This is a genomic window from Mesorhizobium qingshengii, assembly GCF_027563465.1.
Lineage (GTDB): Bacteria > Pseudomonadota > Alphaproteobacteria > Rhizobiales > Rhizobiaceae > Mesorhizobium > Mesorhizobium qingshengii_A.
The window spans coordinates 44,183-56,798 of the sequence record NZ_JAPFQA010000024.1 but is presented as its reverse complement, the minus strand read 5'-3'; the positions used below and the strand labels follow the sequence as shown (position 1 = coordinate 56,798).

General features: G+C 58.8%; 10 protein-coding genes and 3 pseudogenes. 5 read left to right on the top strand and 8 right to left on the bottom strand.

Going from position 1 to position 12,616, the window contains the following annotated elements:
- The 5 genes and pseudogenes from OOJ09_RS29430 to OOJ09_RS29410 form a co-directional block, all read right to left on the bottom strand.
- Positions 1–728 (bottom strand): annotated as a pseudogene (locus OOJ09_RS29430) (hypothetical protein); the annotation flags it as partial.
- A 966-nt stretch (positions 729–1,694) separates the two neighbouring features.
- Positions 1,695–2,087: a hypothetical protein gene (locus tag OOJ09_RS29425; RefSeq protein ID WP_269908569.1), complete on the bottom strand. Its 393-nt coding sequence runs from the start codon at positions 2,085–2,087 to the stop codon at positions 1,695–1,697.
- Between the two features lie 40 nt (positions 2,088–2,127).
- Complete coding sequence (locus OOJ09_RS29420; RefSeq protein ID WP_269908568.1) at positions 2,128–3,468, bottom strand: hypothetical protein; 1,341 nt, start codon at positions 3,466–3,468, stop codon at positions 2,128–2,130.
- Between the two features lie 674 nt (positions 3,469–4,142).
- Complete coding sequence (locus OOJ09_RS29415; RefSeq protein WP_269908567.1) at positions 4,143–4,802, bottom strand: acyl-homoserine-lactone synthase; 660 nt, start codon at positions 4,800–4,802, stop codon at positions 4,143–4,145.
- Positions 4,803–4,885: 83 nt separating this feature from the next.
- Positions 4,886–5,608: a helix-turn-helix transcriptional regulator gene (locus OOJ09_RS29410; protein ID WP_269908566.1), complete on the bottom strand. Its 723-nt coding sequence runs from the start codon at positions 5,606–5,608 to the stop codon at positions 4,886–4,888.
- Positions 5,609–5,948: 340 nt separating this feature from the next.
- Here OOJ09_RS29410 and OOJ09_RS29405 point away from each other — a divergent pair.
- From OOJ09_RS29405 to OOJ09_RS29395, 3 genes and pseudogenes are all read left to right on the top strand, one after another.
- Positions 5,949–6,173, top strand: a pseudogene (locus OOJ09_RS29405) (hypothetical protein); the annotation flags it as partial.
- A gap of 225 nt (positions 6,174–6,398) precedes the next feature.
- Entirely contained in the window at positions 6,399–7,019 is a 621-nt protein-coding gene (locus OOJ09_RS29400; protein ID WP_269908565.1) for a hypothetical protein, read from the top strand.
- A gap of 69 nt (positions 7,020–7,088) precedes the next feature.
- A pseudogene (locus tag OOJ09_RS29395) lies at positions 7,089–7,325 on the top strand (hypothetical protein); the annotation flags it as partial.
- 45 nt (positions 7,326–7,370) lie between these two features.
- Here the strand turns inward: OOJ09_RS29395 and OOJ09_RS29390 are convergent.
- On the bottom strand, positions 7,371–8,057 hold the full coding sequence (locus tag OOJ09_RS29390; RefSeq protein WP_269908564.1) for a D-lyxose/D-mannose family sugar isomerase: 687 nt from the start codon (positions 8,055–8,057) through the stop codon (positions 7,371–7,373).
- A 291-nt stretch (positions 8,058–8,348) separates the two neighbouring features.
- Between OOJ09_RS29390 and OOJ09_RS29385 the strand changes: the two genes are divergently transcribed.
- Together OOJ09_RS29385 and OOJ09_RS29380 are read left to right on the top strand one after the other, a co-directional pair.
- A complete protein-coding gene (locus tag OOJ09_RS29385; protein ID WP_269908563.1) occupies positions 8,349–9,407 on the top strand; it encodes a D-TA family PLP-dependent enzyme in 1,059 nt (352 codons plus the stop codon).
- 146 nt (positions 9,408–9,553) lie between these two features.
- Positions 9,554–9,844 carry a hypothetical protein gene (locus OOJ09_RS29380; RefSeq protein ID WP_269908562.1) on the top strand — a complete coding sequence of 97 codons (291 nt, stop codon included), beginning with the start codon at positions 9,554–9,556 and terminating at the stop codon, positions 9,842–9,844.
- A gap of 57 nt (positions 9,845–9,901) precedes the next feature.
- Here the strand turns inward: OOJ09_RS29380 and OOJ09_RS29375 are convergent, their stop codons facing one another.
- Both OOJ09_RS29375 and OOJ09_RS29370 read right to left on the bottom strand, forming a co-directional pair.
- Entirely contained in the window at positions 9,902–10,660 is a 759-nt protein-coding gene (locus OOJ09_RS29375; RefSeq protein ID WP_269908561.1) for a heme ABC transporter permease, read from the bottom strand.
- Between the two features lie 107 nt (positions 10,661–10,767).
- Complete coding sequence (locus tag OOJ09_RS29370; protein WP_269908560.1) at positions 10,768–12,549, bottom strand: glucan ABC transporter ATP-binding protein/ permease; 1,782 nt, start codon at positions 12,547–12,549, stop codon at positions 10,768–10,770.
- Positions 12,550–12,616: the final 67 nt, after the last annotated feature.

Sequence of the window (12,616 nt, the reverse complement as noted above, 5' to 3'; positions counted from 1 at the left end):
AATACCCAGCCAGTGTCCGTTGCTCTGGGGTCTTTTACTGCGATGTCGACCTGTAGCAGACGCACAGTTCGGAGCGACCGCTGTTCGACGGGACGAGAATCGCTACCTGACCCCGCAGCATCGATAATCGCGTCAAATTCAGGAGCGTCCTTGAGATAGGCAACGTCGTCCGTTGAGGCGTCTGTGAACAGAAACTTCACCGAGGCAGTGTCTGCGGGAAACTTCAACGCTACCGGAAGGGAGGGATTGCACGGTTCGGCAAAGATGTCTCCCAGAACGACGGCTCCCGGAAGGTTGTAAAACCCGACGGCCCAGACCTGATATCCAGCGGCACTTGTTTGAGACAGATCACCAGGGTTCGGGCCGCGCTCTTTCGTGAGACCCATGTGAGGTTCTCGGCCCGATGTTCCATAGTCGAGCCACTCCGAAATCCACCAGGGTTCTTTGCCAGTGCCTACCAACCGGCGATCCTTGAGGCTAAAGGAATCTCGGGCGCTTTTCAGAACCGCGTTCATATAATCCACGGGCTGAGTGGCAAAGTTGAAACGCTCCCATGCCTGCATGTCCTTAGGGTTGGGATACCTAACTGGGTAGTCGGTACGCCAGTTGGCGGTAGGAACCTCCCTGTGCCCCTTCATCGTGCTTCCGACAAATGACTGACAAAGCTCAGCTTTAGCCGACGCACAGACAAACAATACTGAGGCAATGGCAAACAGGATACGTCTCATGGATACCTCCTGATCTTCCTCAAAACCATTGGCACCGCCGAGCGCGGGCGTGAAGGCCCGCCACCGGGGCAGCGGGCATTCCAAGCGGCTATTTGCACTCGCTACACGAGCAGCTGCCTCCAGAGGAGCTGCAACTGCAGCTCTTTCCAGCCTCGCAAGTTCTCTCGCAGCCAGTTCCGGATGAACATAGCGGCTTGAACTCGCCACCGCCACTTTTCCGAGACCTCAACTTGTCCCACTCCACTTCTAACTTCTTCATAAGACTTACCATTTTCGGAGTTGGCTTAGATTGTTGAGCATGTACTGGCATGGATATGAGAAGCGCGCATACCAAGATTGAAAATATCGACAACACTCTCATCTTGCATTCCTCCCAATAATAAACGTTGAGAAGTATTTTCCTAAAAAATGATCCTGTCAACGGTGGCGGCACATCACGACGAGCCCCCTCTAAACTTCTGCAGCCCGGCGTGTTTACCCGCTCGAACATGGAAAAGCCCGCCACCGTGAGGCACGGGCTAAATATTCCAGGCCGGAAGAATTAGAAGCGATCCAGGCGCCTCCCGGCGCGAAGATTGTCACCTGATCGGGGTCGCGGCCGGTACAGGCCCCGCCTGCAAAGCATCTCCCTGCTTCGCGAGGCCCCCGCAAACCCGGTTATTATCGCAGCCGGTGTCGCGGTGCTCTCGGTTGCGTTAAGACACCACGTTCTTCCACCGCCCCATCCGAGCCACGGCTCGCAGTCGCCCTTGTCGAGTGATGGGCTATTCGAGCATTCAAGTCACGTTCGACACTTACGGACACCTTTTCCCGGCAGTCGACGAGGCACAGGCCTTGGCCGATGTTGAAACCCTCAAACTAACATAAACGCGACATGACAGGTAACCACTCTAACGTCTTCAGAGGCAATCAAAGGCCTCTGACTCCGCTAGTCCTGGTTCGCTATGGCAGTTCCAAATTGGTCGATCATACCTCAGGCATGCCATTGGTCAGCCACCAGCGAATATTGGCATCCATTTCGACTCCGGTGATGAGAAGGCCGCCGCCTAACGTCACCGCATAACCAGCGTCTGTGATAAACGGCCCACCTCGTGGCATCTGTCGCATATTGCACCAGCCTGCTGGAGCGACCAATGCCTGGTAGAATGGACACTGCGCTGGGTCGCTATTCACGATTGGCACATCCTGCCCCTTGCAGGTCTCGTCGGGAACAAAGCCTGTTATGAATTCATGATAGCTAACGCGCCAAAAGCGGGCATGCCCTGCGTCATCTACTTTCCGTGTATTCTTTGGATTGTCCGCAATACCATCAAGATAAGACTGGATGTCGGCAAAAACGATACGGTTCGCGTCTACCATTCATAAATCTCCATTGCTGCCCACAAATTGAGACGGCATCCTATTTCAGCGCTTGCACATATTTGACAATGTCCGCAATCGTTTGGGCATCCAACTGTCTACCCTGGGGCATATGGCTTGCGTTATCAGCTGGCAATTGTACGTACCTTGCGATGGTCCGCCAACGGTCTGCGACGGCCTGCTTGTCAAAAACGCTGTAGAGGACTGAACTGTGGCAGCGGAAACAATATTGATCGAGAAGCCCTAGAAGCGCGCGATCATCTTGCGTATCCTGCCAGATTGCTGATCCGTTTTCCAAATCCAAAGCCCTAGCTAACGCGGGCACCGGGTCAGCGCTGGTTTGATGCAATGCCAGCCACTTGTCGACAGCCTTGATCTTGAATAGGTCTATATCACCGGAGTGGACGCTTTCCGAATTTTGATTACGGATGAAGTTATTCAGCTTCCTGATCACATCAAAAGCGGCTCCGTATGCGCCGGTTGAATGGTCCAGGCCACCATCGAAAAGTACATCGTAAGTTCCGAGCGTCGAAGGAAACTCTCCGAACGCCATCATGTCGTACCATTGGTCTGTGTCGAGATAGTTCAGCTTGGCATAAGGAAAAACCCCGTTTGTGGGACCGCCACCTTCCTGATCGTGTCCGTGACATTGCGCGCAGGCCGTAGGTACATAGTAGTTCCTTTTGGTTTTCTCGGGATGGTTTGGATCTTGGGCGACATCGAAGGCCGCCGAGAGGAAATCGTGAATCTCGTAGCCACCTGTCCTTGTATCAAAATCTAGGAAATACGCCGAGTCTTCTCGCCCCATCGCGAAGGTCCTTGGGACGATGATGACCTGAGTATTCACCGACTCGCTGAAGGATGTCCCGTCAGGAAATGGTGCGTCGGTCAATTGCATCTGCACATAGTTGAATAGCACATAGGCGGCCTCCAGGCCTGCGGAATCAGCACCTGAACCCGGCAATGCTGTAATCCGAACAAGCTTTCGCCACCCTACACTATATGGATATTGTGTATCGGCGGATTTGACGTTGAAATCGACGATCTTTGGGGCGAAGAAACGCGAGACCAAAAGCTGGTCATTAGGAAATGTTGCCATGAGGTCTGAGGGCGATTTGAACTCAAGGTCCTCTGCCGTTAGTGACCGGTAACCAAGATGCCTAAGCAGTGCGGTAAGACTTGGGAGATCCCGCCGCGTGTCGGCCACACCGAGTTTGGTGGAGATGCGTTCATAGTACGTCGTCGTCTCTGCTTGTGACCCCGGAGCCACCCGAATACCAATTCCTGGATCTGAAATAACTTCATCAGCGCTAGCAGCAGTCGCCCCCCACGCCAAAAGCAACACAGTCCACAGCGTCTGAAATCCCTTCAACAATCTCATATTCACAGCCTTTGAGAGAATTTAGACAAGGCCAGATATACGTTTTTTGAACGAATTTATAGCCTATCTTGGCGTTTTCGGCGAATTTGTATCGTACTCGCATTACTGACCGTATGGTAGAATTACTTAGTCTTAGGCACAGCAACCTGCGCCCGGACAAGCGGTGGAGTCAGAGCAACAGCTATTGCAACATGTCACATAGCAACCGTTCCCATAAGAAGTGCAGCAGGCATATGTGCCATACATATCTCCCATCCTGGCTTCCGCCTCTTTAGGAGACGCTCTGGAAATGGAGCCGCGGGGAACCGCGCCTTTTGCCCCTAAGGTGCTCGCTGTCTGAGCGTCATCGCCCAACCAGCCCTCGGCCTGCACCTCGAAGACGCTGCCGTTATACTTTGATACCTGCACCCATGCTATGGGCACCTCGCCCTGAGTCTGAACCATTATACAGAGGCGATTTTCAGGGTTGACAACTCTGTTTGTGCGCTTTCCAACTTCAACGGTTGCAAAAACTCCTTTTTTTACAATACTTTGTATGTAACGACCGGCAACCTCCACACTTATCTTGAATACGTCCATTCTATCTACTCCTCTGAGGCTTCACATATTGTCCGACGTTACGCAAATCACCCCATAAAGTCACGTTTCTATATCTCCTAGAGCTATTCAGTCTCTCATTTTATGCAGAAGTCCTGCACGGCCCGTCTATTAGCAAATGGTAGTTGCACTCCGCGGCGAGCTAGCAAGTGGTAATCGATGCCAAGAATCTTCCGCACACTCGCCAGCGCCGCCTCATTCACCTCGATATAGGCGACGATGTACCATTCGCCGTTTTCTTCCCGCGCCAAGCCCAACGGCTCGGCCCGCCACTTCAGCGCACCGTGATGCGGCATGAAGTAAGTTTCCTGGACGCCTCCGACCGCGCTGAGGCCCTCGTCGAGCGCGTATTCCATCACCGCGCAGCACAGCTGTGTCAGCGTGCCTCGCAGCCCGGTCGAGCGTTTGTCGGGAACGACGAATGTGCGCGTCCATTCGGCCCAATCGGGGCGCCTTGGGACGCCCGATTTTTCGCACATGTGGGGAAAGACTTCCGAGACCATGTGCGGCTCGCTCGTTGGGATCAACCGAGCCGAAGTCACCACGCGACCGTCTTCGATACCCAGCAGGTAAGTCGCGGCGTCAGTATCGAACTGGTCCAGTTCGCGACCGTCGGGGCTCGGAGGACGCCAATGTTTCTGGTGCACGAAGAAGTCGTGCCGCCGGCGCAAAAATTCGTCGAATTCGTTTTCGTAGAGACGCTTGTTCTGCGCGTTGACGACATGGGCAGTTATCATGGCGCGATCCCCCGATCGTTCTTGAAAGGATATTCGCAGTCCCGCTAATATACGTCACCTGTCCGATGGGACAGTTGACGCGTTTAGGGGTGGATCAGACGCCGGCGCACCGCTTCGACGACAGCTTGTGTGGTGGTGGCGACGCCGAAGGCTTCCCGGGCTCGGGTGGAATGCCATTTGACGGTGCGCTCGGTGAGGCCAAGAATTTGGGATGTTTCCGATGAGGTCTTACCGGCCGCGGCCCACAAAAGCACTTCCCTTTCCCGATCGGTCAGCAAGCCCTCATCGTCGTCACCATCATCCGACAACGCCTGGATCGACATGCCGGCGTATACCGCCATGGTCACCAGTTGTACCTGATGGCGTGGCGAGAGCGTGCAGGACTTCGCGGAAGAGGCGAACGACAGCACGGATTGCCAATGATGGACACTGAGCATCGGCACGGCAAAACCGCTCCAGATGCCAAACTCCGTCGCTTCCCCAGCAACGCGTCGGGAACCTTCGGTATCGGACCATTTTGCCGGTACGTCGGCCCAAAGAAACGGCTTGAGTGTCTTCGCCGAGTAGATGCAAACGCCGTCCACGGTGGCATGCTCGGCCTCGACATAGCGTTCGAACCACCCGGCTGGCCAGCCGTTCAGTTCAACCATCGGTGCAAGTTTCTGCCCACCGAGAGGTACGCCGCTCAAGATAAGGTGCTCGAAGCCAAGATTTCTTACGGTTTCGAGAAGGTCGCTTAGGAGCGGGCCGGTTGCAGTGTGCTTCCTGCAACGCTCGACGAAGTCGAACACCTCGGAATCGATCATACGAGAGCCCCGCCCCTATATCACAAAGGAATATAGCGCAAATTAGAGACTAAGAATATACGAGTACGCTAAAGGATTGGCGATTTTTCTATCGATTGCTGTGGCCGACTTGAGACTTTCCCGGGGGCCTAATCATCATGTTGGCCATGAGTTTTTCCTCCTGGAAACAACACTTTATGGCGTTGTGGAGTTGATCTTCATTTTGCCAGTATATTTTCGAGACTGAAGTTGATCCCCCGTTTTCGTGGACTTTTCATGCATGAATCTTTAGAAAAAGCGACTGTCTTGGCTGATCAGGCACAATTACTTGGGGGCACAATCACAGCGGTGGCGATTGCCCCACGCGCAAGTGGCCGAGCAGGTCTATCGCGACGATCTTGGCTTGAGCGGCAAGGTGCAGCGCTGCGCCCAGCGTCCGAACAATGTCTGGGCGCGGCACGGGCTGGTGGAATGCCTGGAACGGCGCGGCGAGACCGAGGAGCTGCTGGCGCTGCAGGTAAAGCTCGCCTTGGCGCTGGCCAAAGCGGACGTGCCGATCAGCTCGTCCTGTCTATGCAGTACGAGTGCGGTTTTATGTAGCAAAAGCACCAAGTTTTCCCTCGCCGCTACAGTCCCTGTAATCGACTATTGCGGGCATGGTATCTTCGGTGCGCAAGCTGTCGTCTTGCACATCATCGCACCCCGCGTAGGCTGATTGAAGCAGGTGAGATTTCCAGAGCGAAAAGATTGGTGGCCGCGGGTGCGTTCCACTGGCTAAGCTCCGTGACAGTTTCCTGCGCTGGGCTCCATAATGGTCACTGACACCGAGTTTATTCTCGACGGCATCAATCAGGGCTGCGTGATGCTTGCCGATGGCGAGTTCTTCATCGACAGGCTGGTGAAGTATGTCGGCAACGGAAGGACCCGGTGGCACGTCGAGTTTCGTGGGCATCGCGTCGAGTTCACGACCGGCCAGCTAAAGAAGCAGCCTACCTTCCGCAGGAAGATGCTCGAACAGGCCGGCGTGCTACCGCCCCAGCGTGCTGGGGGCGACTACAGGCGATGGGCCATCGAGTTGAGGAAGAATGCCATCGAGCTTCCGTGGCGGGATAGGCCGGTCGATGCCGGTTTCTCCATCGACGGCCTTGTCAGTCTTGGAGGCGACCGCTGGACGGTTGAATACCAAGGCAAGGTCATCAAGTTCACAACGACCAAACTCCGCAGGCAAACCAGTTTCCGCAAGCGTATGCTGCTCAAAGCCAAGGTGCTGCCGCCCCAGCTGGACACGGTTGCCTATCGGAAGTGGGTGGACTGGCTGATTCAAAACGCCACAGATGCCGCACCGCAGGGCGGCGATATCTCGATCACCGAGAAGAGTTGGCTTGACGACCTGCCAGAGCTGGCTGGCTGGCAAAACGAAGAGACCAAGTAAGGGCGGCTGGCGCGCCGCCCTTCGCATCCCATCAGCACCAAAACAAAAACCGCGACCTGTCGTCGCCCTGAGGTCTACCACGACGATCTGGGCCTGAGCGGCAAGGTGCAGCGCTGCGCCCAGCATCCGAACAATGTCTGGGCGCTGCACGGGCTGGTGGAATGCCTGGAACGGCGTGGCGAGAGCGAAGAACTGCCGGCGCGGCAGGAAAGGCTCGCGGTGGCGCTGGCCAAGGCGGACGTGCCGATCAGTTCATCCTGCCTGTGCAGGACGAGCGTGCAGCCAGCGCCAGGCTGCTGTCATTGAGGCGACCTTGAGCGCCGACCCCGGCGGGCGCCTTAGCGTCTGGATCTAGCCCAGCCACTTCTCGTAGTCGGACACCAGCAGGTGCATCGGCGCTGTATCCTCGTCGATGTTGGAGAAGCGTCCGATCGGCTCGCGGAAGACATTGTCGGTAAGATCGTCGTTGACGGTCGACACCTCGCCGATCAGCACATCCTTGCCCTCGGCCCAGAAGGCGTGCCAGACGCCAGGCAGCAGCGTGACGCTCTGGCCCGGGTCGAGCTTCAGCAGCCCGCCCGCCGGCAGCCTGTGGATGGTTCCGTCGACAGGCACCGACACCTCGGCCTTGGGATCGATGCCGCCGTCGCGATCGTGCATGAACAGTTCCAGCACCAGCTTGCCGCCGCCACGGTTGATGATGTCCTCGGCCTTGATGTTGTGGCGGTGCATCGGCGACAGCTGGTCCTTGCGCGAGATCATGATCTTCTCGGCGTAGAGCATGCCCATGCCCTTCTTCATGTCCTCGTAGCGGCCATTGCGAACGGTGAACAGGAACAGACCGAGCTCCTTGAATTTCTCCTGGCCGTAATCGGTGATGTCCCAGCCGAGCCGGGAGGTAAAGATGGCCGAGGAATCGACCTGGCGCGCCTTCATTTCCTCGGGCGACCAATAGGCGAAGGGCGGCATGATGTAGCCGAACGAGCGGATGAAAGCGTCGGCTTCGCGGATGATGTCGTTGATGGCGGAGCGTTTCATGGTCATGGTCCTTCGTGTCGACTTTGCTCAAGCGTGTGGCGTCCGACGGAGTTCACGCGATACGCTCCAGCTTGTTAGCATGCCTGTCGTTGTCTCAAAACCGCCACGCACTTTTGGACGACATGCATTGGTAAACCGCATAGCCGAACGCCGATGCGGTGTCGATCCATCTCACCGCCCGGCGCCGCCTTGCGGCCTGAGCGCATGGACCACAGATCCACTCGGCTGGCCGCGTGACATCGCGCGCTTTCAGGGTCATAACCCCTGCGGATTTTCACAGGGTGACAGATGATGCCGACCATCCACGACCTCGATACGCCCTCGATCCTGATCGACGCGGCGCGCGCCGAAGCCAACATTGCCCGCGCGCAGGCCCATGCCAACAAGAACGGGTTGAAGCTGAGGCCGCATATCAAGACGCACAAATTGCCCTACTGGGCGAAGAAACAGGTCGCGGCCGGCGCCGTCGGCATCACCTGCCAGAAGATCGGCGAGGCCGAAGTGATGGCCGACGCAGGCCTTGCCGACATTTTTCTTCCCTACAACATCCTAGGCCGCGCCAAGCTGGAGCGGCTTCTGGCATTGCATCGCCGTGTCACCCTTTCGGTGACGGCGGACAGTTTGGAGACGCTGGAAGGGCTTGCGGCGACTTTCACCGACGCCGGCCATCGTCTGCCGGTGCTGGTCGAATGCGACACCGGCATGGGCCGCTGCGGCGTGCAGACAGCCGGCGAAGCGGTTGCGCTGGCAAGACGGATCGACAAGGCTGGCGGCCTCGCCTTCGGCGGGCTGATGACCTATCCGGCCGTCGGCCGCGCGGCCGAGGCCGAGGCCTGGCTTGCTGACGCCAGGCAGGCGCTGGCCGCATCGGGCCTCGCCTGCGAACGCATCTCCAGCGGCGGCACGCCGGACATGTGGCGCTCCAGCGACGCATCGGTCGTCACCGAGTACCGCCCCGGCACTTACATCTATCTCGATCGCTATCAGGTCGCCAAAGGCGTCGGCACTCTCGACGATTGCGCGCTGACGGTGCTGTCGACGGTGGTCAGCCATCCGACGCCGACCCGCGCCATTCTCGATGCCGGCAGCAAGGCGCTGTCAAGCGACACGCTGGGGCTCGCCGATTTCGGCGAGCTGCTCGGCGTGTCGGGTGCGCGGGTGACCGGCTTGAGCGAGGAGCACGGCACCGTCACCCTTTCGGGCGACGGTAAGCTGCGCATCGGTGAACGCGTCCGCGTCGTGCCCGACCATTGCTGCGTCGTCACCAATCTGTTCAACGAGGTCAATCTGATCGACGGCGACAAGGTGCTGGAAACGCTGCCGGTGGCTGCACGCGGCCGCACCGGCTGACGCGAACATCCAAACCCGTGTCCAGGGCATGGTGCATGGTCGACCCTGTCTAAGGTCCTGCTTGTCCCCGGTGTTCCCTTGCGTCAATCTGGCTTCAGCAAGCCGGCCATTGGATGGTTTGCGGCTTGCTCGGGAGGAAAACAAAAATGGCTTACGCAATCACGCATTATTTTCCTGGCGGCACGAAAGAGCAGTACGAGGCGTCAATCGCGGCGGTTCATCCAGCAGGCGGAAAAAGCCTGCCAAAAGGCCAAGTCTTCCATGTTGCCGGCCCGTCGGCCGGTGGCTGGTCAATTGTTGCGGTTCACGAATCCAAGAAGAGTTGGGAGCAGTTCCGGGACGATATCCTGATGCCTCAAATGAAAACGGGCATCAAGGGTGGGTTCATCTCGCCGCCTCAGGAGACCGCGTTCGAGGTTCACAATCTGCAGAAATGACAAGCTGTTCAGAGACGATGAACGCTTGATCTGTCGGTGCACCGTCGCAATCGCGCCTTAGATCCGCTCGGCCTGCCTGGCGGCGACGCGACGCATTGCGATCACCCGGCGGCGGCGGATTTCGGTGCGCATCGCCATCAGGTGCAGTGCGAAGAACAGCACCGTGAAGCCGACAGCCATGACCAGCAGCGGCCACAGCAGGCTGGGATCAATGGTCGGCCCGCCGAGCCGGAACACCGAGGCCGGCTGGTGCAGCGTGTTCCACCAGTCGACCGAGAATTTGATGATCGGGATGTTGATGAAGCCGACCAGCGTGATGATGGCGGCGGCCCAGGCGGCGCGTCCGGCATCGTCGAGCGCACGGGTCAGCGCGATGATGCCGAGATACATCAGGAACAGCACGAAGACCGAAGTCAGCCGCGCATCCCAGACCCACCAGGTGCCCCACATCGGCTTGCCCCAGATCGAACCGGTGACCAGCGCCAGCGCGGTGAAGACAGCCCCGATGGGGGCCGCGGATTTCAGCGCGACATCGGCCAGCGGATGCCGCCAGACCAGCGTGCCAAGCGCGGAGACCGCCATCAGCGTGTAGCACATCATGGCGAGCCAGGCGAAAGGCACGTGAAGGTACATGATGCGGACGGTGATGCCCTGCTGGAAATCCTCGGGCGCGGCGAAGCTCATATAGAGCCCGATGGCGAGGATGAGCGCGGCGATCGTCGCCAGCCATGGCACGACCTTGTCGGCCAGCCCGACAAAGCGCGTCGGGTTGGCAATATCCATCCAGCCGGTCGGGCGTGAAGTCATGTCGCTCATGCGGCTCTACATAGACCGCCGTCGCGTTTGGGGCAATCGAGCGGTGGTGTCGCAGGCGGGTCTTGCCTTCTCCCTCTGTGGGAGAAGGCGGAGGCAGCGCTACCCGATCAGGCGGCGGCTTCCTGCTGCTGCTGCACGGTGCGGCTGAGGCGGCGAACCTCCTCGTCGTTGAGCAGGCCACCGGCACGCAGCAGGCTGGCAAAGCGGCCATTGCGCATCGACAGTTCCGCGAAGCCGCCCATCTCGACCACCCTGCCCTTGTCCATGAACACAACCAGATCGGCGTCGCGAACGGTGGTCAGGCGGTGGGCGATGATGAAGGTGGTGCGGTCGCGCCGCAATTCGTCGATCGCTTCCTTGACGCGGTCCTCGGTCTCGACGTCGAGAGCGCTGGTCGCCTCGTCGAGCACCAGGATCGGTGCGTCCTTCAGTACGGCGCGGGCAATGGCGATGCGCTGGCGCTCGCCACCCGACAGCTGGCCGCCGCGTTCGCCAACCAGCGTATCGTAGCCGCTGCTCTTGGCCAGGATGAAGTCCTGCGCGGCAGCCGCGTTGGCGGCGGCATGGATTTCGTCATTGGTAGCATCGGCGCGGCCGACGCGGATGTTGTCCTCGATCGAGCGGTTGAGGAGGCCGGCATCCTGGAACACGGTGGCGATCGAATGACGCAGCGACTTGCGGGTCACGGTGCGGGTGTCGATGCCGTCGATCAGGATACGCCCATGGGACGGCGAGAAGACGCGCTGCAAAAGGTTGATGAGCGTGGTCTTGCCGGCGCCTGTCGGGCCAACGATGGCGACCGTCTGACCGGCCTGAACCTCGAACGACACGTCGTCGATGCCTTGTCCCGAATTGGCGAATTCGAAACCGACATTCTCGAAGCGGACATGGCCGGTGACGTTGGCCAGATCGCGCAAGCCATCCGGCTCGGCGGCGTCAGCGGCGGAATCCTCGAGATGGTAGAAGTCCTCGAGCTTGGCGCGGGCCTCGGAAATCTGGTTGGCGAAGGCCGACATCTGGTCGAGCCGGGCGATCAGCAGCGTGGCAAAGCCGGTGAAGGCGATGACGTCGCCGATGCGCAGCTGGCCATGGGTGACCAGATAGGCACCGATCAAAAGCACCACCATCATTGAAATGGTCGACGACAGGCGGTGCAGCGCATTGGCCATCGCCCACCAGTCGAGCACCGGGTTCTGGGCGTCGAGCAGGTTCTTGACGTAGCGGCGCAGCGTATCAGCCTCATGGCCGAGGCGGTTGTAGCTCTGCAGCACGGCGACGTTGCTGACCGAATCCGTGACATGCGCGAACACCTGGTGATAGTGGCGCTCCACGGCGGCCTGACCTTCCTTGGTGCGCTTCATCACCAGCCGGCCGATGCCGACATAGAGCACGCCGAGCGCCAGCAGGACCAGCGACATGCGCAGATCCATGCTGATAGCCGTCGGCACCAACAGGACAAGGGCAACGGCAGTGGACAGATGCTGACGCATGAATTCGAGCCACAGGCTGAACAGCGTCTCGACCGCGCGCAACAGCGTGTGCAAGGCGTTGGATGTGCCGCGCTGATGGTGCCAGGCGAGCGGCATGGTGATCACGCGCTCGAAAGACTGGCAAAGCACCTCGCTGCGCCGCTTGTGGGCGAAGCGGTCGGCGCCGCGCGCAACCAGAACGAAGGCGACGATGTTGAAGGCGCCCAGGCCCGCCCACAGGGCAAGCGTGGTAAACACGGAACCGCGCTCGGAAATCGCATCGATCACCCGGCCGAACATGATCGGCTCGAGAATGGCGATGATGGCGAGAGCGACGTTGGCCGAACAGATCAACGCGACGCGTTTCCTGTCTTCGGCCAGATAACCGAGCGCTCTCCAGTAGATTTGCAGAAGGGTCACCCCAGTTACTCCGCCACGCTGTTTATTGTGCACTGCATCATTCAACCCGTACCGCTTGATACGTCGC

Excerpts from the sequence above, each read along its gene's own strand:
- OOJ09_RS29390 (WP_269908564.1), bottom strand. The coding sequence starts at position 8,057 with ATGAAACGCTCCGCCATCAACGACATCATCCGCGAAGCCGACGCTTTC.
- OOJ09_RS29385 (WP_269908563.1), top strand. The coding sequence starts at position 8,349 with ATGCCGACCATCCACGACCTCGATACGCCCTCGATCCTGATCGACGCG.
- OOJ09_RS29420 (WP_269908568.1), bottom strand. The coding sequence starts at position 3,468 with ATGAGATTGTTGAAGGGATTTCAGACGCTGTGGACTGTGTTGCTTTTG.
- OOJ09_RS29375 (WP_269908561.1), bottom strand. The coding sequence starts at position 10,660 with ATGAGCGACATGACTTCACGCCCGACCGGCTGGATGGATATTGCCAAC.
- OOJ09_RS29415 (WP_269908567.1), bottom strand. The coding sequence starts at position 4,802 with ATGATAACTGCCCATGTCGTCAACGCGCAGAACAAGCGTCTCTACGAA.
- OOJ09_RS29410 (WP_269908566.1), bottom strand. The coding sequence starts at position 5,608 with ATGATCGATTCCGAGGTGTTCGACTTCGTCGAGCGTTGCAGGAAGCAC.
- OOJ09_RS29380 (WP_269908562.1), top strand. The coding sequence starts at position 9,554 with ATGGCTTACGCAATCACGCATTATTTTCCTGGCGGCACGAAAGAGCAG.
- OOJ09_RS29400 (WP_269908565.1), top strand. The coding sequence starts at position 6,399 with ATGGTCACTGACACCGAGTTTATTCTCGACGGCATCAATCAGGGCTGC.
- OOJ09_RS29425 (WP_269908569.1), bottom strand. The coding sequence starts at position 2,087 with ATGGTAGACGCGAACCGTATCGTTTTTGCCGACATCCAGTCTTATCTT.